The organism is Streptomyces sp. VRA16 Mangrove soil (assembly GCF_017377775.1).
Taxonomy (GTDB): Bacteria; Actinomycetota; Actinomycetes; order Streptomycetales; family Streptomycetaceae; genus Streptomyces.
In genome coordinates this window covers 13,855-33,720 of sequence record NZ_JAFVLN010000033.1, presented here as the reverse complement: position 1 = coordinate 33,720, position 19,866 = coordinate 13,855, and the positions used below count along the sequence as shown (strand labels likewise).

At 71.2% G+C, this 19,866-nt stretch carries 15 protein-coding genes and 1 rRNA gene; 9 read left to right on the top strand and 7 right to left on the bottom strand.

Annotation, left to right across the window (positions count from 1 at the left end):
• Nucleotides 1–92, top strand: a 5S ribosomal RNA gene (gene rrf / locus J3486_RS43240); the annotation flags it as partial.
• A 99-nt stretch (nt 93–191) separates the two neighbouring features.
• Here the strand turns inward: rrf and J3486_RS43235 are convergent.
• From J3486_RS43235 to J3486_RS43215, 5 genes are read right to left on the bottom strand one after another with little or no spacing between them, the layout of a single operon-like run.
• Nucleotides 192–1,502 (bottom strand): DUF58 domain-containing protein, encoded by a 1,311-nt coding sequence (locus J3486_RS43235; RefSeq protein ID WP_207830500.1) that lies wholly within the window; start codon nt 1,500–1,502, stop codon nt 192–194.
• 25 nt (nt 1,503–1,527) lie between these two features.
• Entirely contained in the window at nt 1,528–2,517 is a 990-nt protein-coding gene (locus J3486_RS43230; RefSeq protein ID WP_207830497.1) for a MoxR family ATPase, read from the bottom strand.
• Nucleotides 2,517–3,797: a DUF4350 domain-containing protein gene (locus J3486_RS43225; protein ID WP_307805193.1), complete on the bottom strand. Its 1,281-nt coding sequence runs from the start codon at nt 3,795–3,797 to the stop codon at nt 2,517–2,519. Before J3486_RS43225 ends, J3486_RS43230 begins: the two co-directional genes overlap by 1 nt.
• Nucleotides 3,794–4,489, bottom strand: a complete 696-nt coding sequence (locus J3486_RS43220) for a DUF4129 domain-containing protein (RefSeq protein WP_307805192.1) — start codon at nt 4,487–4,489, stop codon at nt 3,794–3,796. Before J3486_RS43220 ends, J3486_RS43225 begins: the two co-directional genes overlap by 4 nt.
• A gap of 4 nt (nt 4,490–4,493) precedes the next feature.
• Nucleotides 4,494–5,858 carry a glycerophosphoryl diester phosphodiesterase membrane domain-containing protein gene (locus J3486_RS43215; RefSeq protein ID WP_207830494.1) on the bottom strand — a complete coding sequence of 455 codons (1,365 nt, stop codon included), beginning with the start codon at nt 5,856–5,858 and terminating at the stop codon, nt 4,494–4,496.
• A 140-nt stretch (nt 5,859–5,998) separates the two neighbouring features.
• On the opposite strand from J3486_RS43215, the gene mtnA reads away from it, so the two are divergent.
• From mtnA to J3486_RS43180, 7 genes are all read left to right on the top strand, one after another.
• Complete coding sequence (mtnA, locus tag J3486_RS43210) at nt 5,999–7,189, top strand: S-methyl-5-thioribose-1-phosphate isomerase (RefSeq protein WP_207830493.1); 1,191 nt, start codon at nt 5,999–6,001, stop codon at nt 7,187–7,189.
• Between the two features lie 4 nt (nt 7,190–7,193).
• Nucleotides 7,194–7,883: a two-component system response regulator MtrA gene (mtrA, locus tag J3486_RS43205; RefSeq protein ID WP_018529990.1), complete on the top strand. Its 690-nt coding sequence runs from the start codon at nt 7,194–7,196 to the stop codon at nt 7,881–7,883.
• A gap of 1 nt (nt 7,884) precedes the next feature.
• Entirely contained in the window at nt 7,885–10,032 is a 2,148-nt protein-coding gene (gene mtrB, locus J3486_RS43200) for an MtrAB system histidine kinase MtrB (RefSeq protein ID WP_207830479.1), read from the top strand.
• An 85-nt stretch (nt 10,033–10,117) separates the two neighbouring features.
• Entirely contained in the window at nt 10,118–11,884 is a 1,767-nt protein-coding gene (locus J3486_RS43195; protein WP_207830537.1) for an LpqB family beta-propeller domain-containing protein, read from the top strand.
• Nucleotides 11,885–12,000: 116 nt separating this feature from the next.
• Entirely contained in the window at nt 12,001–12,768 is a 768-nt protein-coding gene (locus J3486_RS43190; RefSeq protein ID WP_207830508.1) for a ComF family protein, read from the top strand.
• 335 nt (nt 12,769–13,103) lie between these two features.
• On the top strand, nt 13,104–13,805 hold the full coding sequence (gene hpf / locus J3486_RS43185; RefSeq protein WP_207830476.1) for a ribosome hibernation-promoting factor, HPF/YfiA family: 702 nt from the start codon (nt 13,104–13,106) through the stop codon (nt 13,803–13,805).
• A gap of 230 nt (nt 13,806–14,035) precedes the next feature.
• Nucleotides 14,036–14,788, top strand: a complete 753-nt coding sequence (locus tag J3486_RS43180) for a response regulator transcription factor (protein WP_207830461.1) — start codon at nt 14,036–14,038, stop codon at nt 14,786–14,788.
• Here the strand turns inward: J3486_RS43180 and J3486_RS43175 are convergent.
• Together J3486_RS43175 and J3486_RS43170 are read right to left on the bottom strand one after the other, a co-directional pair.
• Nucleotides 14,781–15,953: a winged helix-turn-helix domain-containing protein gene (locus J3486_RS43175; RefSeq protein WP_207830458.1), complete on the bottom strand. Its 1,173-nt coding sequence runs from the start codon at nt 15,951–15,953 to the stop codon at nt 14,781–14,783. The genes J3486_RS43180 and J3486_RS43175 overlap by 8 nt on opposite strands.
• A gap of 344 nt (nt 15,954–16,297) precedes the next feature.
• On the bottom strand, nt 16,298–16,831 hold the full coding sequence (locus J3486_RS43170) for a GNAT family N-acetyltransferase (protein WP_207830454.1): 534 nt from the start codon (nt 16,829–16,831) through the stop codon (nt 16,298–16,300).
• 197 nt (nt 16,832–17,028) lie between these two features.
• Between J3486_RS43170 and secA the strand changes: the two genes are divergently transcribed.
• Entirely contained in the window at nt 17,029–19,833 is a 2,805-nt protein-coding gene (secA, locus tag J3486_RS43165) for a preprotein translocase subunit SecA (RefSeq protein ID WP_207830451.1), read from the top strand.
• Nucleotides 19,834–19,866: the final 33 nt, after the last annotated feature.

The window sequence follows — 19,866 nt, the reverse complement described above, 5'->3', positions numbered from 1 at the left end:
CGCCCGGTTACATTCCGAACCCGGAAGCTAAGCCTCACAGCGCCGATGGTACTGCAGGGGGGACCCTGTGGGAGAGTAGGACGCCGCCGAACAAATTTTGAGAAAACCCCCGGACCGGGATACGGTCCGGGGGTTTTCTGCGTTTAGGGGCATGTCCCAGACCTCGTATTCGAGGCTGGTGATTTGCTGGGTCAGAGGCGGCCGGCTGATTTCAGGGAGAGATAGGCGTCCGCGAGGGCGGGGGCCAGTTCCGACGGGGTTGCGTCGACGACGGTGACGCCGTGGCGAGTCAGTTGTTCCGCGGTGCGGAGGCGTTCTGCTTTTGCCTGGGCCGCTGAAGCCGCGTCGTAGATCGCGTCCGTGGTGCCGCGTGCCTCGGCCATTGTTTCGATGGCCGGGTCCGCCACCGATGCCACCACGACCGTGTGGCGCTTGGTGAGGCGGGCCAGGACAGGGAGCAGGCCCTCCTCGACGGGGGCCGCCTCCAGCGACGTAAGAAGAACGATGAGGGAGCGGCGGGGAGCCGTGTGGAGGGCTGTGGCCGTGAGGCCGCGGGCGTCCGTCTCCACGAGCTCGGGTTCGAGGGGGGCCATGGCGTTGACCAGGGCCGGGAGGACTTCGCCCGCGGTGCGGCCCTGGACCAGGGCGCGGACACGGCGGTCATAGGCGAGGAGGTCGACGCGGTCGCCGGCGCGGGACGCCAGGGCGCCCAGCAGGAGCGCGGCGTCCATCGAGGCGTCCAGGCGCGGGGCGTCGCCGACTCGACCCGCCGAGGTGCGTCCTGTGTCCAGGACCAGCAGGATGTGGCGGTCGCGTTCGGGGCGCCAGGTGCGTACGGCGACGGAGGACTGGCGGGCCGTTGCGCGCCAGTCGATGGAACGGGTGTCGTCGCCAGGGACGTACTCGCGCAGGCTGTCGAACTCCGTGCCCTCACCCCTGGTCAACAGGCTGGTGCGGCCGTCGAGTTCGCGGAGGCGGGCCAGCTTGGACGGGAGGTGCTTGCGGCTGTGGAACGGGGGCAGGACGCGGACCGTCCAGGGGACGTTGTGCGTGCCCTGCCGGGTGAACAGGCCCAGCGGGCCGTAGGAACGGATCGTCACGCGGTCCGCCCGGCGGTCGCCCCTGCGGGTGGGCAGGAGGCGGGTGGTGACGCGACGCCGTTCGCCCGCGGGGATCGTCACGCGGTGGCGGGACGCGTCGTGTTCCGTGCCCTGGAGCCAGGCGCTCGGCGGCCAGGCATCACGGATCTGCGCGCGCAGCGGGCGGCCCGACGGGTTGGTGACCGTGAGCGTGACGTCGGCCGGGTCACCGAGACGTACGGAGGTGTCGCCGGAGCGGGTCAGGCGCAGGCGGCGTACGGGGGCGGCCAGGGCGAAGTCGCAGGCGCAGGCCAGGGCCAGGGGGGCGTTGACGGCGAGGATGCCCGTCCAGCTGGGCTCCCAGATCCCGATGGGGAGGGAGCCCACAGCTGCGAGCAGGGCCGTGCGTCCGGTGAGGGCCATGTCGGGTCCTTCGTCTCCGGCCTCGTCAGCGGGGGACGGGGACGTGGGTGAGGATCGCGTTGATCACCGAGTCCGCGGTGACGCCTTCCATCTCGGCCTCCGGGCGCAGTTGGACGCGGTGGCGGAGCGTCGGGAGGGCGAGAGCCTTCACGTCGTCCGGGGTGACGTAGTCGCGGCCGGTCAGCCAGGCCCAGGCGCGGGCCGTGGCGAGGAGGGCCGTGGCGCCGCGCGGGGAGACGCCGAGCGTGAGGGACGGGGACTCGCGGGTCGCCCGGCAGATGTCGACCACGTACGCCGTGATCTCCGGGGAGACCGTTGTCTTGGCCACCGCCGCGCGGGCCGTTTCGAGGTCGGCCGCCGTGGCCACCGGGCGGATGCCCGCCGACTTCAGGTCGCGCGGGTTGAAGCCGGACGCGTGGCGGGTGAGGACGTCGATCTCGTCCTGGCGGGTGGGCAGCGGGACGTTCAACTTCATGAGGAAGCGGTCCAGTTGGGCCTCGGGCAGGGGGTACGTGCCCTCGTACTCGACCGGGTTCTGGGTGGCGATCACCATGAACGGGTCGGGCAGCGGGCGCGGGGTGCCGTCGACCGTGACCTGACGCTCCTCCATCGCCTCCAGGAGGGAGGACTGGGTCTTGGGCGGGGTGCGGTTGATCTCGTCCGCGAGGAGGAGGTTCGTGAACGCGGGGCCCGGCTGGAAGGAGAAGCGGGAGGTGTGGGTGTCGTAGACCAGGGAGCCCGTGACGTCGCTGGGCATCAGGTCCGGGGTGAACTGGACGCGCTTGGTGTCGAGTTCGAGGCTTGCGGCCAGCGCGCGTACGAGGAGGGTCTTCGCCACGCCGGGGACGCCTTCGAGGAGGACGTGCCCGCGGCACAGGAGGGCCACGACCAGGCCCGTCACGGTGGGGTCCTGGCCGACCACGGCCTTCGCGATCTCGGCGCGCAGGGCCTCCAGAGACGCCCGTGAGCTGCGGGGATCGGTCGTGGGCCCGGCGTTGTCAGTGGTCGGGTCCATCATGAATTCCGTACCTCTCTTTCGAGGGCGTCGAGGTGGTCGGCGAGGGCGATGAGTGCTGCGTCGGTCGCGGGAGGCGGGCCGAAGAGGAGGGCGTGCAGGTCCTGTCCCGGTGTGGGGAGTTGGCGGGTCAGGGCCGGCAGGAAGGTCTCGGGCGAGTGTGCCTGGGAGACGGGGACGCCGATGAGGGGGGCGAGCTTGGTGCGGGTGGAGATACGCAGGGCCGTCGCCGCGCGGTCGCGGGCGTTCGCCTTGCGGTAGAGGCGGGCGCGGCCTTCGACGGTCTCTGAGGCGCGGATCGCGACGGGGAGACGTTCGGGGACCAGGGGTCCGAGGCGACGGGCGCGCCAGAGGGCGGCCAGTGCTGCAGCGATGAAGAGCTGGAGCGTGCCCCAGAGCCAGCCCTTGGGGATCAGGTCGAAGAAGCTGCGGTCGTTCTGCGCACCGGTGGCCGCGGATTCGTCCGAGAGGGAGGGGAGGTACCAGACCAGATGGGGGCGGGTACCGAGGAGTTGAAGGGCGAGCGAGGCGTTGCCCCGCTCGTCGAGACGGTCGTTGAGCAGGATGTCGGGGGCGCCGATGATCACCGTGTCGCCGTCGCCGGTGGCCGAGGGCAGGCGCAGCAGGGAGGCGGCGCCGTCGCTCGGGTAGCAGGAGTCGGCGTCGGAGGACGTCGTCCTGTAGAGGCTGCCGCCGGTGTCGGCCGTGCCCGCGCGGCGGGCCGCCGGCAGCGAGCAGCCGGGGGCCAGCGTCGTGTCGGCGCTGGTGGCCGCGTCCGCGCTGACTCTGGGGGCCAAGGTGCTGACGGACGCGTCGCCGGGGGCGACGAGGACCGTGCGGCCGCCCGAGTCGGCGGTGGCCGCCTCGATCTGGCTCTGCTGATGCTCGGTCAGCAGGTCGGGGACGGCGACCAGGAGGGTGGTGTCCTTGCCGGTCGCTGCGCGGGCCTCGGCGGTCGTGGTGACCACGCGGGTGTCGACGCCGCGCTCGGCGAGGAGGGCGGCGACGGCGCGGCTGCCGTACTGGTCGGCGGAGCGCGGGTCGAGCGTGCCGTGCTGTTCCCCGGAGCGGACGGCCGCGATGGCCACGCCGGTGACCAGGAGCAGGACCAGGGCGAGGGCGATGCCTCGCGTGCGGGTCCAGACCTGGCGGGCCGTGGGGGTGACCGAGGTGCCGTCGGGGCCCGGCCCGGAGGCCGGGGGCGGTGGCGCGGTGAGCGTGGTGCCGGACGGCGGTCCGGCGTTGTCGCCGCGGGAGTTCGGGATGCTGGGATCGGTCACCGGGGGGCTCCCGGGGCGGCGGCGGTGAGGGTCGGGGCGGTGTGCTCCGCGTCGGTGTCCAGGGCGGTCAGGCGCTGGTACGTCTCCGGGTTCGCGGAGCGGCCGCCGTACGTGACGTCGTCGAAGTCGCGGGCGGCGGCGCGCAGCCGGTCCGTGAGCGGGGGGAGCGTGCGGGACGCCTCGGTGGCGGCCTCGTCGGCGGTGCGGCCGGGGCGCGGGTCCAGCAGGGCGCGTTCCTCCAGGGAGCGGACCAGGGCGCGCATCCGTTCCTGGACGGCCTGGTTCCAGTGGCCCTGGGCGGCGTGCGCCTCGGCGGCCGCGCGGTGCTCGGCGGCGCTGCGCGGACGGTCGTCGAAGAGCGGGGCCGCCGAGACGGGGGAGCGGCGCGGGGTGCCCAGGCGCCACCACAGGAGCGCCAGCAGGGCGACGACGGCCAGCACGATGACGACCAGGCCGACGGCGCCGCCCGGCGTGGCCCCGGACGCGGCGGAGAACAGGTCGTCGATCCAGTCCCAGAACTTGTTCAGGGCGCGCATGAACCAGCTTGGGTCGTTCTCGTGGTACGCGGGCTTGGACAGCTCGCGCCTGGCCGCCTCCCGCGCGGGATCGCGCGAGATGGTCACCGGCGGCTCGTCGCCGCCGGCGCGCGTCAGCCAGGCCGCCGCCCTGAGCACTCCCCCGGGCGCGCTCACCGCATCAGCTCCCCGGGGTGGCGCCGGGGGTGTCCCCGTAGCCCTGCAGGCCCGCGGCGCGGGCGAGTTCGAGGTCGAGGGCCTCGCGGCGGATGCGCTGGTCGATGTAGAGCAGCACGGTGACGCCCGCGGAGATCGGGAAGGTGAGCGTGGAGCCGATCACCGAGCCGATGCCGGTGATGATCAGGTACGCCCAGCCGACGTTGTCGCCCGTGGAGTCGAAGAAGCCGACGCCGGCGCCGCTGACCGCCGAGGCGAGCAGGGTGAACGGGACGAGGACGATCGAGGCGACCACGTTCGTGATGATCGCCGCGAGGATCTGGATGCCGAAGACGCGCCACCAGGAGCCGCGGACGAGCTTGCTGGAGCGGCCCATCGCCTTGCGGATGGTCTGCTTCTCCAGCATCAGCGCGGGCGAGGCCAGCGAGAGGCGGATCATCAGCCAGATCGCGACGACGAAGGCGGCGATGCCGCCGACGACGGCGAGTGCGATGCCCGCGTCGGCCGACCCGAGGACGCCGACGAGGATGCCGGGGATGGTGCCCACGAAGACGATCCCACTGACGATCAGTGGCAGCAGCAGGGTCAGGCCGAGGAGCCTGAGGACCTGCGGCCGGGCGTCGCGCCAGGCCTCGCCGGTCGTGACGGGCTTGCCGAGCACGGCTCGGCTGGTGACCGTCGTGAGCAGGGCCGTGGCGATGATCTGGCCGAGCAGGGTGACGACGAGGACGACGCCGGTGCCGACGAGGATCCCGCCCAGCGCGTCGAGAATCTCGCGCGGAGTGGCGTCCGGGTTGTCGAGCGCGGCGGTGGTCGAGGAGTCGTTGAGGATGTAGCCCTGCAGCAGGACCACGAGCAGCTCGGTGACGACGGCGACGGTCAGCGAGATGCCGAGGACGGTGCGCCAGTACGTGCGCATCGTCGACACCGCGCCGTCGAGGATCTCACCGACACCGAGCGGGCGCAGCGGGATGACGCCGGGCTTCGCGGCTGCGGGCGGGCCGCCCCAGACACCGGGGCCCCAGTTTCCGGGGCCGCCCTGCGGAGGCGTGCCCCAGCCGCCGCCGTAGCCGGGACCGCCGGGGCCCTGGCCGTAGCCGCCCTGGCCGCCCCAGCCCTGACCGCTCTGGCCGCCCCAGCCCTGGCCGGGGGCCGGCGGGGGCGGTGGCGGGGTCTGGCCGGAGCCCGAGGGAGCGGACCACTGTGCGGGCGGCGGCTGCTCCTTGGACCACTGGGGTCCCTGGCCCGCGGCGTCCTGCGGACCGGCGTCCCGGGTGTCGTCGCCCTGACCCGTGCCGTCCTGGCGCTTGTCGTCGGGGCCGTCGGAGGGGGCAGATCCGGGCGATGCCCAGCCCGGAGTGTCGTTCATCGTCGCTCCTTCAAGGTGCCCGTCCGCGGTCGCGGCGGCAGGTTGGCTGCCATCGTGCCATGGGGTGGGCGCGGGGTGACCTGGCCCGGTAGTGCCTTGACACCTTCAATTGTCGGGGTCTTCCGGGGCAGACTGGGCGGATGGCTGATCAGTACGCGCAATCCCGTGAGGACATACGGCCCAGCGAGGACAAACAGCCCGAGACGACGGACGTACCGGCGATCCGCTGGGAGGAACCGGCGGAGGGGCCCGTTCTGGTGCTGCTCGACCAGAGGCGCCTTCCGGCAGAAGAAGTCGAGCTGGTGTGCACGGATCCGCAGGCGCTGGTGCAGGCGATCCGTTCCCTGGCCGTGCGCGGAGCCCCGCTGCTCGGCATCACGGGGGCGTACGGGGTGGCGCTCGCCGCCGCCCGCGGGTTCGACGTACAGGAGGCGGCGGACGCGCTGGCGGACGCGCGGCCCACCGCGGTCAATCTCGCCTACGGCGTGCGCAGGGCGCAGGAGGCGTACCGGTCGGCGTTCCGGAACGGTTCGGGCAGCGACGGGGAAGTCGTCCGTGAGCGGGCCGCGGCCGCCGCGCTCGGTGCCGCGCGGGCGCTGCACCAGGAGGACGCCGAGGCGAGCGCCGCGATGGGGCGGCACGGGCTGCAGTTGCTCGACGAGCTGCTGCCCGGGGGCAACCACCGGATCCTGACGCACTGCAACACCGGGGCGCTGGTCTCCGGTGGTGAGGGCACGGCCTTCGCGGTGGCGCTCGCCGCGCACCGGGCGGGACGGCTGCGCCGGCTGTGGGTGGACGAGACGCGTCCGCTGCTGCAGGGGGCACGCCTGACCGCGTACGAGGCGGCGCGCGCCGGGATGGCGTACACCTTGCTGACGGACAACGCGGCGGGGTCGCTGTTCGCCGCCGGTGAGGTGGACGCCGTTCTCATCGGGGCGGACCGGATCGCCGCCGACGGTTCGGTGGCCAACAAGGTGGGGAGCTATCCGCTCGCGGTTCTGGCGCGATATCACCATGTGCCGTTCATCGTGGTGGCGCCGGTGACGACGGTGGATCCGGCGACCCCCGACGGTGCGTCCATCGAGGTCGAGCAGCGGTCGGGGCTCGAAGTGACGGAGCTCACGGCGCCTCAGGTGCCGTTGGCCGGAGTGGAGGCGGGTGGCGGGATTCCGGTGGCACCGCTGGGAACGCAGGCGTACAACCCTGCGTTCGACGTGACACCGCCGGATCTGGTGACGGCGATCGTCACCGAGTGGGGCGCGTTGGCGCCCGTGACAGCTGCGGGCCTGGGTGAGCTGTGTGCCAGGTCACGCGATGTAACGATTAAGTAATGGGATGATGTGGTCCATGAAGGGACGAGTCCTTGTCGTCGACGACGACACCGCACTGGCCGAGATGCTCGGCATTGTGCTGCGTGGTGAAGGTTTTGAGCCGTCGTTCGTCGCAGACGGCGACAAGGCGCTGGCCGCTTTCCGTGAGACCAAGCCCGATCTGGTGCTGCTCGATCTGATGCTGCCCGGCCGGGACGGCATCGAGGTGTGCCGGCTGATCCGGGCCGAGTCCGGGGTGCCGATCGTGATGCTCACGGCGAAGAGCGACACCGTCGATGTGGTGGTGGGCCTCGAGTCCGGCGCCGACGACTACATCGTGAAGCCGTTCAAGCCGAAGGAGCTGGTCGCGCGCATCCGGGCGCGGCTGCGTCGCTCCGAGGAGCCCGCGCCCGAGCAGCTCGCCATCGGTGACCTGGTCATCGACGTGGCCGGCCACTCGGTCAAGCGTGAGGGGCAGTCGATCGCACTGACGCCGCTCGAGTTCGATCTGCTGGTGGCCCTGGCGCGCAAGCCGTGGCAGGTGTTCACCCGCGAGGTGCTGCTCGAGCAGGTGTGGGGCTACCGGCATGCCGCGGACACGCGCCTGGTCAACGTGCATGTGCAGCGGCTGCGTTCGAAGGTCGAGAAGGACCCCGAGCGGCCGGAGATCGTGGTGACCGTCCGCGGTGTCGGTTACAAGGCAGGACCGAGCTGACATGTCCCGGAACAGTGCCGCTTCGGCGCCCGGGAGGCCGGGGTCTCGCGCGGAGCGGCCTGTGGGACCCGAGGCAGGGGCCGCGCCGGGGCGTGGCCCCCTGCGCCGGGTGCTCGACGGGGGGCTGCTGCTGCAGGGCGGCATGAAGGGCAGCCCCGTGCTCCGGCTGTTCGCACGCTGGGTGCGGCGCCCGCTGCTGCCCGCGATGCGGCTGTGGCGGCGCAACATCCAGCTGAAGGTCGTCGTCACGACGCTGCTGATGTCACTCGGTGTCGTGCTGATGCTCGGCATCGTCGTCATCGGCTCGGTGCGCAACGGGCTGCTGGACGCCAAGGTGAAGGCCTCGCAGAGCCAGGCCGAGGGCGGGTTCCGCGCGGCCAAGGACAAGGCGGACTCGGCCGCGTCCGGGGTGCAGGACGGCGGGTCCGACGACAGCCGCACCACCGTGGCCTCCAACAACTGGAAGAGTGACCTCGTCACCCAGCTCTCCAGCGGCGGCAAGGGCGCGTTCGACGTGGTGACGCTGAGCTCCAGCGACACCGACGGTGGCAACGGGCGGGCGCCGCGCGCCTCCGGCAACGTGGAGCCGGTGCGCAGCGTGCCCGATGAACTGCGCGAGCGGGTCGACCGGATGACCGGCGCCTCCCAGGAGTACACGAAGATCGTCTACACCGACGGTCAGGAGCCGCAGTCCGGCCTGATCATCGGCAAGCGGCTCAACGACCCGCAGGGGCACCCGTACCAGCTGTACTACCTCTTCCCGCTCACCCAGGAGGAGAAGTCCCTGGGTCTGGTGAAGGGGACGCTCGCGACGGCGGGGCTGTTCGTGGTCGTGCTGCTCGGGGCCATCGCCTGGCTCGTGGTGCGGCAGGTCGTCACGCCGGTGCGGATGGCGGCCGGGGTGGCCGAGCGGCTCTCCGCGGGCCGCCTTCAGGAACGTATGAAGGTGACCGGCGAGGACGACATCGCGCGCCTCGGCGAGGCCTTCAACAAGATGGCGCAGAACCTGCATCTGAAGATCCAGCAGCTGGAGGATCTGTCGCGGATGCAGCGGCGGTTCGTCTCCGACGTCAGCCATGAGCTGCGGACACCGCTGACGACCGTACGGATGGCCGCCGATGTCATTCATGAGGCGCGGGTCGACTTCGATCCGGTGACCGCGCGGTCCGCGGAGCTGCTCGCCGATCAGCTGGACCGGTTCGAGTCGCTGCTCGCGGACCTGCTGGAGATCAGCCGGTTCGACGCGGGGGCCGCGGCCCTGGAGGCCGAGCCGATAGATCTGCGGCAGGTCGTGAGGCGGGTCGTCAGCGGCGCCGAGCCACTGGCCGAGCGCAAGGGCACGCACGTACGGATCGTCGGCGACGATCAGCCGGTGGTCGCCGAGGCGGACGCCCGGCGCGTGGAGCGCGTGCTGCGCAATCTCGTCGTGAACGCCGTGGAGCACGGTGAGGGCAAGGACGTGATCGTGCGGCTCGCCGCCGCCGGTGGTGCCGTCGCCGTCGCCGTGCGCGACTACGGCGTCGGGCTCAAGCCGGGCGAGGCGACCCGGGTGTTCAGCAGGTTCTGGCGGGCCGACCCGGCACGCGCGCGTACGACGGGTGGTACGGGTCTCGGCCTGTCCATCGCCCTGGAGGACGCGCGGCTGCACGGCGGCTGGCTGCAGGCGTGGGGTGAGCCGGGCGGCGGTTCGCAGTTCCGGCTGACGTTGCCGAGGACCGCGGACGAGCCGCTGCGCGGGTCGCCGATACCGCTGGAGCCGGAGGACTCGCGGCGCGGCCGCGGGCTCGCCGAGGCCGGTGCCGCGCGGTCCGCGGACGGCAGGAAGCTCGCTACGGTGCCCGCGCAGGCGCCGCCCGTGCCCGCCAAGGCGCCGATAGCGCCCAGGCTGCGGCAGGCGGCGGTGCCCGCCGATCCGACGGCGCTGCCGGGCAGCGGCGCGCGCGTGGTCTCGCGCGGTGGCGGCGGTACGGGGACGGGGCCGGGCAGCGGTGCGCTGGGTGTGCCGCGGCAGCCCGGCGAGCCTGTGGACCGGACGGAGCCGGCCGGTGAGGCGGGCGCCACGGGGAGCAGCGGGTCCGAGGACGCCGCGGTCGGCGGCCGTGCGCGGGCCGGGGAGCGGGACGAGGGGAGCGACGGCGGTCGTGGATGAGCAGCGGGCGTCGCGGCGGCGGCGCGGGGCGCGGGGCGGTGCGCTCGCCGGATGCGGCGCCATCGTGCTCGCCGGGTGTGCGTCGATGCCGGACAGCGGTGGCCTCGAATCGGTGGAGGCGTCCCAGCGTCCCGACTCGCAGGTGCGGGTGTTCGCGCTGCCGCCGCGGGACAACGCGGAGGCGGTGGGCATCGTCGACGGTTTCCTTGAGGCGCTGACCAGCGACGATCCCACGTACGCCGTGGCCCGCAAGTATCTGACGCCGAAGGCCGCGAAGAACTGGCACCCCGAGCGGCAGACCATCGTGCTCACGGACGGCCCCCTTCGGAGCCCCATGGACCGGGCGAACTCGGACGGCGACGGGCGCAACTTCGTGCTGACCGGGACCCGGGTGGCCAGCCTCGACAGTCAGCGGGCCTACCAGCCGGACAGCAGCTCGTACCGGGGGCGGCTGCACCTGAGCCTGGTCGAGACGGCGAAGGGCAAGCCGAAGCAGTGGCGGATCGACGTCCCGCCCGGGGGCGTCGTCATCGGCCAGTCCGACTTCCAGCGGATCTATCAGTCCGTCAACAAGTACTACTACGCGGTGGATGCGCCGTCGGACGGGTCGGGCGGGGGCACGGGCAAGCAGCTCGTCGCCGACCCCGTCTTCGTGCGCAAGTGGGCCGACCCGCTGACCGAGACCGTCAAGGAAGTGCTCGAAGGCCCCACACGCTGGCTGAACCAGGCCGTGACGACGGCGTTCCCGCTGAAGGCAGGGCTGCGGGCCGGAGTGAAGTCGCTCTCCCCCGATGACGCGAACAAGCTGAAGGTGCCGCTGAACAAGAGCGCGGACACGGTCGGTTCCGCGCAGTGCAAGAAGATGGCGGCCCAACTGCTCTACTCGCTGCGGGACCTGTCGTCGTCGAGCGTGGAAGAGGTCGATCTGGAGCGCTCCGACGGCCGGTTGATGTGCACCCTCAAGGCCGACGCGCTGGTGGCTCCGGGATATTCCGAGGGCACCGAGTACCAGTACTTCTTCGACTCCAAGGGCCACCTCGTGCGGGTGCCCGGCAAGAACAGCTCGCATCAGGATCCCGCGCAGGTCGCGGGGCCGCTGGGTGAGGGCGAGCGGGGGATGCGGTCCGTCGCGGTCTCGCACGACCAGGAGCGGGCGGCGGCGGTGTCGGCCGACGGACGTTCGCTGTTCGTGGCGTCCATGGTCACCAACGCCTCGCTGGGCGACGCGCTGGTGCACAGTCACGCCAAGGCGGAGAAGGACGGCTTCACGACGCCGAGTTGGGACGGCCAGGGCGATCTGTGGGTGGCCGACCGCGACCCGAAGAACCCGCGCCTGCTCGTGTTCGGACAGGGCCAGGCCGACCGGATGCAGGAGGTCCGGGTCGACCAGCTCGACGAGAAGGACCGGATCGAGGCGGTGAAGATGTCCGCCGACGGGGCGCGCATCGCACTGCTGGTGCACCGGGACGGGAAGACGCTGCTGAAGATAGGGCGTGTGGAGCGCGACCACGGGATGGCCGACGGGACCATCGAGCTCTCGGTGGCCGATCTGCGCCTGGCCGCACCGGAGATGGAGGACGTCACCGCCGTGTCCTGGGCGGGCGGCAGCCGGCTCGTGGTGGTCGGCCGGGAGTCCGGCGGGCTGCAGCAGATCCGGTACGTACAGTGCGACGGCTCGGCGCCGACCGGCCAGGCCCTGCCGGGGCTGACGCGGGTGACGGAGATCTCGGCCTCGTCCGACACGGAACTGCCGCTGCTGGCGCACTCCGACGACGGGATCGTGCGACTGCCCGCCGGGGCGGCGTGGCAGTCGGTGCTCAAGAACGGGACGGCGCCGGTCTATCCGGGGTGACCGGCCGGGTCCTGTGCGGTGCACCGGCCCAACCCCTCGTCATCGACGCCGAGTTGTCCACAGGCGGTTGTCCACAGGGGTGGTCGCAGAGCGTGCATGTTGGCACAGTGGTGGGTATGCGGGCGTGGTGGCAGGACCTCTCCGACCTGGTGCTGCCGGCCCAGTGCGCAGGCTGCGGCAGGTCGCGTACGTCGTTGTGTGCGCGGTGCGTCCGGGCGGTGCGCGGCGCCGGGGCGAGCCGGGTCCGGCCGCGGCCCGAGCCGCCGGGCCTGCCGGTCGTGCACGCGGCGGCGCCGTACCGGGACGCGGTGCGGGCGGTACTGCTCGCGCACAAGGAGCGGGGCGCGCTGGGGCTCGCCGGGCCGCTCGGCGAGGCGCTGGCCGGGGCGGTGCGGGCCGGACTGCCCGCGGGCGACACGCAGCCGGTGGCGCTGGTTCCCGTGCCCTCCGCGCGCCGGGCCGTGCGGGCCCGCGGGCACGATCCGACGCGGCGGCTGGCGTACGCGGCCGCGGCCGGGCTGCGCCGTGCGGGCGTTCCCGTCCGGGTGCTGGCCGTGCTGCGGCAGCGGCGTGCGGTGGCGGACCAGTCGGAGCTCGACGCCGGGCAGCGCCTGGCCAATGTGGCGGGCGCGCTGGACGTGGTGGCCGGTGGGGCCGGGCTGCTCACGGAAGTTGGCCGGATCGTGCTGGTCGACGACCTCATGACGACGGGCGCGTCTTTGGCGGAGGCGGCGCGCGCAATACACGTGGCGACGAGTTCGGGTGCGGTCCCCGCAGTGGTCATGGGAGAGGGCGCGACGGCCCCGGTAATGGCGGGCCGGATCACGGTGCACGCCGCCGTGGTCTCCGCATCTCCGGATTCCTTCGAAATAAACCGGAACTGACCGGGAATCTGCGTCGTTGCAGGTAGTGAGAGGTTCCATTCACCTGAATGGAGGTACGAGTCAGTAGAGGGTGACGACATCCCTCCAGGCGAGATATGTTCGGTTGTGAGGAACTCGGCAGGAAAGACGGAAGCCGCACCTCGCATATCGGAATGCCGTGCTGCGAGATTGCGCAGAGTTTTCGGCAATCACCCGGCATGGTGGGGTGGAGATCTTGTCCACGGGGGAGGAGGAGGTGGAAGTCACCGAGTCCGAGGCTCCGGAAGTGGCCGGAGTCTGGTGCAAGAGGGAGATGCTCCGCCAAGGAGCGGAGCTATCCGGGAACGGAGTTCTGCGTGGACATCGTCGTCAAGGGCCGCAAGACCGAGGTGCCCGAGCGGTTCCGCAAGCACGTGGCCGAGAAGCTGAACCTGGAGAAGATCCAGAAGCTCGACGGCAAGGTGATCAGCCTCGACGTCGAGGTGTCCAAGGAGCCCAACCCCCGGCAGGCCGACCGTTGCGACCGCGTGGAGATCACGCTGCGCACGCGCGGCCCGGTGATCCGGGCGGAAGCCGCGGCAAGCGACCCGTACGCGGCGCTCGACCTCGCCACGGACAAGCTGGACGCGCGCCTGCGCAAGCAGCACGACAAGCGGTCCTCCCGGCGCGGCACCAAGAGGCTGTCGGCCGCCGAGGTGGCCGAGCGCGTCCCGGACGCCGCACGGCTCAACGGGGACGGCACGATCGCCCAGTCCGCCGACGAGGCGGATTCCGACGCCGTGCCGACCACCAGGATGGGATCGCTCGAGGTCCAGGGCGAAGGTCCGCTCGTCGTCCGTGAGAAGACCCACGTGGCGGCACCCATGACGCTCGACCAGGCGCTCTACGAGATGGAGCTGGTCGGGCACGACTTCTATCTGTTCGTCGACTCCGAGACCAAGGAACCCAGCGTCGTGTACCGGCGTCACGCCTACGACTACGGCGTCATCCACCTCAGCAGCGACCCGATGGTCGCCGAGTCGGGTGGTGCCGACGCGGGCGACGCCATCGGCGGCTGAGGCCGCCAGGACGGCTCAGTCGGCGGGCTGTCCGAAAACCCACTCATCCGGTGCCCCTGGAGTGTGCGTGCGCCCCCGGGGGCACCCTTGTGCGACCCTCTCGTGCACCGCACCGTCGCCCCGCGGACGCCGAGGCATGAAATCATGGCCCTGCCGGGTCAACCGGTGTGCTGGCGCCTCGGGTTGGCCCGGCACAGGAAGACGGGCCACGGCCTTCAGGGGGAGGAACGATGGCGGACAGCTTCGGACCGATGCGGGGCGCGAGCGGCGGCGCGGCCGACCACGGCGCCGGCATGGGCCCGGACGCGGGCTCCCCGCGCAAGGAGCCGATCCGGGTCCTTGTGGTGGACGATCACGCTCTGTTCCGGCGGGGCCTGGAGATCGTCCTCGCCGCCGAGGAGGACATTCAGGTCGTCGGCGAGGCGGGCGACGGTGCGGAGGCGGTGGACAAGGCGGCGGATCTGCTGCCGGACATCGTCCTCATGGACGTACGCATGCCCAAGCGCGGTGGCATCGAGGCGTGCACCTCCATCAAGGAAGTGGCACCCAGCGCCAAGATCATCATGCTGACGATCAGCGACGAGGAGGCAGACCTCTACGACGCGATCAAGGCGGGTGCGACGGGGTATCTGCTGAAGGAGATCTCGACCGACGAGGTGGCCACCGCCATTCGGGCCGTGGCCGACGGGCAGTCGCAGATCAGCCCTTCCATGGCGTCGAAACTGCTCACCGAATTCAAGTCGATGATCCAGCGCACCGACGAGCGGCGGCTGGTTCCCGCGCCGCGGCTCACCGACCGGGAGCTGGAGGTGCTCAAGCTCGTCGCCACCGGTATGAACAACCGGGACATCGCCAAGGAGTTGTTCATTTCGGAGAACACCGTGAAGAACCATGTGCGCAACATCCTGGAGAAGCTTCAGCTGCACTCCAGGATGGAGGCCGTGGTGTACGCGATGCGGGAGAAGATTCTCGAGATCAGGTGAGGGCCCGGACCAGCTCCGGCTTCAGCTTTCCGTCGTCCATGCGCTCCACCCGTACGGTGTCGCAGCCGACCCATGTCGCTGCTTCCAGGAGTGCCTGGGCGACCGCCTGGACCGCCTTCGGGCCGTCCAGGGAGACCTGCTTGGCGACCAGCGTCGTGCCCTCGCGCGCGGGGTCGACGCGGCCCACCAGGCGGCCGCCCGCCAGGACCGGCATCGCGAAGTAGCCGTGGATCCGCTTCGGCTTGGGGACGTACGCCTCCAGGCGGTGCGTGAAACCGAAGATCCGCTCCGTGCGCGCCCGCTCCCAGATCAGGGAGTCGAAGGGTGACAGGAGCGTGGTGCGGTGGCGGCCGCGGGGGGCCGACTCCAGTGCCGCCGGGTCGGCCCAGGCCGGCTTGCCGCCCCAGCCCTCCACCGTCACCGGGACCAGGCCGGTCTCCTCGATCACCGCGTCGAACTGCTCGCTCTTGAGGCGGTGGTAGTCGGCGATGTCCGAGCGGGTGCCGACGCCCAGCGCCTGACCGGCCTGGAGGACGAGGCGGCGCACGCACTCCTTGTCGTCCAGGTCGTCGTGGAGGAGGTCCGACGGGATCGCGCGCTCCGCCAGGTCGTAGATCCGCTTCCAGCCGCGGCGCTCCACGCAGACCACGTCGCCGTACATCAGGGCGCGCTCGACGGCGATCTTGGACTCGGACCAGTCCCACCACTCGCCCTTGTTCTTCGCGCCGCCGAGCTCGGTCGCGGTGAGCGGGCCGTCGGCGCGCAGCTGCTTGATCACCTGGTCGTAGGCGCCGTCGGGGAGGTGGTGGTGCCAGTGCGGGCGGGTGCGGTAGGCGCGGCGGCGGAAGGCGAAGTGGGGCCATTCCTCGATGGGGAGGATGCAGGCCGCGTGCGACCAGTACTCGAAGCTGTGGCCGTCCGTCCAGTACGCGGCCTCGATGTTCTTGCGGCCTACGGCGCCGAGGCGGGCGTACGGGATGAGTTCGTGGGAGCGGGCCAGGACGGAGATGGTGTCGAGCTGGACCGCGCCGAGGTGGCGGAGGACGCCTCGGGTGCCTGCGCGGCGGTTCGGGGCGCCGAGGAAGCCCTGGGCGCGCAGGGCGATGCGGCGGGCTTCGTCGGTGGACAGGGTGACGGTGGGGCGCGGCGCGGTCGTCGTCGGCATGGTCGGAACGATAGGGGGCGGTACTGACAATCGGGGGTGGGGTGGGGTGGGGTGGGGGTTGGGCGGGGGTGCTCCGTGTCGGCGCCGGGTGTGCGGGTCGGACGGGGTTTCCGGGCCGGGGCCGTGGGCGGGGGCCTGCGGGGGCGCCTGCCCGGCGCTGGGGTGCCGCCTTGCCCACCCTGCCGCCCTTGGCGGCAGATTGCCCAAGGCGGCTGGGCTGGGCGGCGGATTGGCCGAGGCGGCTGGGCTGGGCGGCGGATTGGCCGAGGCGGCCGGGCTGGGCGGCGGATTGGACGAGGCGGGCCGTGGTGGGGCGGTGGATTGGTTGAGGCGGGGGAGGAGGGTTACAGGTCTGTGGGGAGGAGGGAGGCTATCCAGCAGTCTCGCAGGGTGTTCTTGTTGGGGAGGGCGGCGCGGAGGGTGCCCTCCAGGGTGAAGCCCGCCTTCTCGGCCACGGTGCGCGAGCCCAGGTTGCCCACCTCGGCCCGCCACTCCAGGCGCGTACAGGCGAGGTCGGTGAAGGCCCAGCGGGCCACACCCAGGACCGCCTCCGTCATGTAGCCGCGGCCGCGGAACTCCTTGGCCGTCCAGAAGCCGACCTCCCAGGCGCCCGCGCGCGGGTGGTGCAGTCCGACCGCTGCGGCGATGGGGCCGTGCTCCTCGGTACGGACCGCGAAGGTGTACTCGGTGTCCGTGCGCCAGCCCTCCGCGACGACCCGGTCGATGAAGTACTCCGCGTCCACGCGCGCGTACGGCGACGGAATCGTGGTCCAGCGCTGGATGTCGGGGTCCTGGCAGGCGGCGTACACCTCGTCGACATCGGCGGGGACGAAGGTGCGCAGCCGCAGGCGGTCGGTGGTCAGCGTCACGGGTTCCATCACCCGATGATGCGGGGCGCGGGGGAGCCGCACCATCACATTTCGTGGTCGATACCGGCACCTTCCGAGCCGCCTGTGCGTTGGACCTGATGGCAGACCTCCCGGCGCGGCGGGGTCCTCGCATACGATGGCCGTTGCTCCGGCTGTCGCCCGAGTAACCGACCGTGCCAGGCCCGACCGGCAAGGAGACCAACCGCGTGTCCGTCCTCCAGAAGATCATGCGTGCAGGCGAAGGCAAGATCCTGCGCAAGCTGCACCGCATCGCGGACCAGGTCAACTCCATCGAAGAGGACTTCGTCAGCCTCTCCGACGCCGAGCTGCGGGCCCTCACCGACGAGTACAAGGAGCGGTACGCCGACGGCGAGAGCCTCGACGACCTGCTGCCCGAGGCGTTCGCCACCGTCCGTGAGGCCGCCAAGCGTGTGCTCGGCCAGCGGCACTACGACGTGCAGCTGATGGGTGGCGCCGCGCTCCACCTCGGTTATGTCGCCGAGATGAAGACCGGTGAGGGCAAGACCCTCGTCGGCACGCTGCCCACGTACCTGAACGCGCTGTCCGGCAAGGGCGTCCACCTGATCACGGTGAACGACTACCTGGCCGAGCGCGACTCCGAGATGATGGGCCGTGTCCACAAGTTCCTGGGTCTGAGCGTCGGCTGCATCCTGGCCAACATGACGCCGGCCCAGCGCCGTGAGCAGTACAACTGCGACATCACGTACGGCACGAACAACGAGTTCGGCTTCGACTACCTGCGCGACAACATGGCGTGGTCCCAGGACGAGCTCGTCCAGCGCGGCCACAACTTCGCGGTCGTCGACGAGGTCGACTCCATCCTCGTCGACGAGGCCCGTACGCCGCTGATCATCTCCGGCCCCGCCGACCAGGCCACCAAGTGGTACGGCGACTTCGCCAAGCTGGTCACCCGCCTCAAGAAGGGCGAGGCGGGCAACCCCATGAAGGGCATCGAGGAGACCGGCGACTACGAGGTCGACGAGAAGAAGCGCACCGTCGCCATCCACGAGTCGGGTGTGAGCAAGGTCGAGGACTGGCTCGGCATCGACAACCTCTACGAGTCGGTGAACACGCCGCTCGTGGGTTACCTGAACAACGCGATCAAGGCCAAGGAACTCTTCAAGAAGGACAAGGACTACGTCGTCATCGACGGCGAAGTCATGATCGTCGACGAGCACACCGGCCGTATCCTCGCCGGCCGCCGCTACAACGAGGGCATGCACCAGGCGATCGAGGCGAAGGAAGGGGTGGACATCAAGGACGAGAACCAGACCCTTGCGACCATCACCCTCCAGAACTTCTTCCGCCTCTACGACAAGCTCTCCGGCATGACCGGTACGGCGATGACCGAGGCCGCCGAGTTCCACCAGATCTACAAGCTGGGCGTCGTCCCGATCCCGACGAACAAGCCGATGGTCCGCAAGGACCAGGCCGACCTGATCTACCGCACCGAGGTCGCCAAGTTCGACGCCGTGGTCGACGACATCGCGGAGAAGCACGAGAAGGGGCAGCCGATTCTCGTCGGCACCACCTCCGTCGAGAAGTCCGAGTACCTCTCGCAGCAGCTCTCCAAGCGCGGCATCCAGCACGAAGTGCTCAACGCCAAGCAGCACGACCGTGAGGCCACGATCGTCGCCCAGGCCGGCCGCAAGGGCGCCGTCACCGTCGCCACGAACATGGCCGGCCGTGGCACCGACATCAAGCTCGGCGGCAACCCGGACGACCTCGCCGAGGCCGAGCTGCGCCAGGCCGGTCTCGACCCGGTCGAGCACGTCGAGGAGTGGGCCGCCGCGCTGCCCGCTGCCCTGGAGAAGGCCGAGCAGGCCGTCAAGGCGGAGTTCGAAGAGGTCAAGGACCTCGGTGGTCTGTACGTGCTCGGTACCGAGCGGCACGAGTCGCGGCGTATCGACAACCAGCTGCGCGGTCGTTCCGGCCGTCAGGGCGACCCCGGTGAGTCCCGCTTCTACCTGTCCCTCGGCGACGACCTCATGCGGCTCTTCAAGGCGCAGATGGTCGAGCGCGTGATGTCGATGGCGAATGTGCCGGACGACGTCCCGATCGAGAACAAGATGGTCACCCGCGCCATCGCCTCCGCCCAGTCGCAGGTCGAGCAGCAGAACTTCGAGACGCGTAAGAACGTCCTGAAGTACGACGAGGTGCTGAACCGGCAGCGCGAGGTCATCTACGGCGAGCGCCGCCGCGTCCTGGAGGGCGAGGACCTGCAGGAGCAGGTCGTGCACTTCATGGACGACACCATCGACGAGTACATCGGGGCCGAGACCGCCGAGGGCTTCGCCGAGGACTGGGACCTCGACCGGCTGTGGGGCGCCTTCAAGCAGCTCTACCCGATCAAGGTCACGGTGGAGGAGCTGGAGGACGAGGTCGGCGACCGCGCCGGGCTCACCGCCGAGTTCATCGCCGAGGCCGTCAAGGACGACATCCACGCGCAGTACGAGGCGCGCGAGGAGCAGCTCGGCTCCGAGATCATGCGTGAGCTGGAGCGCCGCGTCGTGCTCTCCGTCCTCGACCGCAAGTGGCGCGAGCACCTCTACGAGATGGACTACCTCCAGGAGGGCATCGGCCTGCGCGCCATGGCGCAGAAGGACCCGCTGGTCGAGTACCAGCGCGAGGGCTTCGACATGTTCACCGCCATGATGGAGGGCATCAAGGAGGAGTCCGTCGGCTACCTGTTCAACCTGGAGGTCCAGGTCGAGCAGCAGGTCGAGGAGGTCCCGGTCGAGGACGCCAAGCCCGCCACCTCCCTGGAGAAGGAGGACGCGGTGCCGGCGCAGGCCCGTCCGGAGATCCGGGCCAAGGGTCTCGACGCCCCGCAGCGGCCCGACCGGCTCCACTTCCAGGCGCCGAACGCCGAGGGCGGTGTCGACGAGGGCGACTTCGTCACCGAGGGCGGTCCGACGCGGTCCGAGGCCGACGGTCTGACGCGCGCCGAGCGCCGCAAGCAGCAGAAGGGGCGGCGTCGCAAGAAGTGACGTCGCGCGACTGAGCGCGGGCGGGCCGGTGGG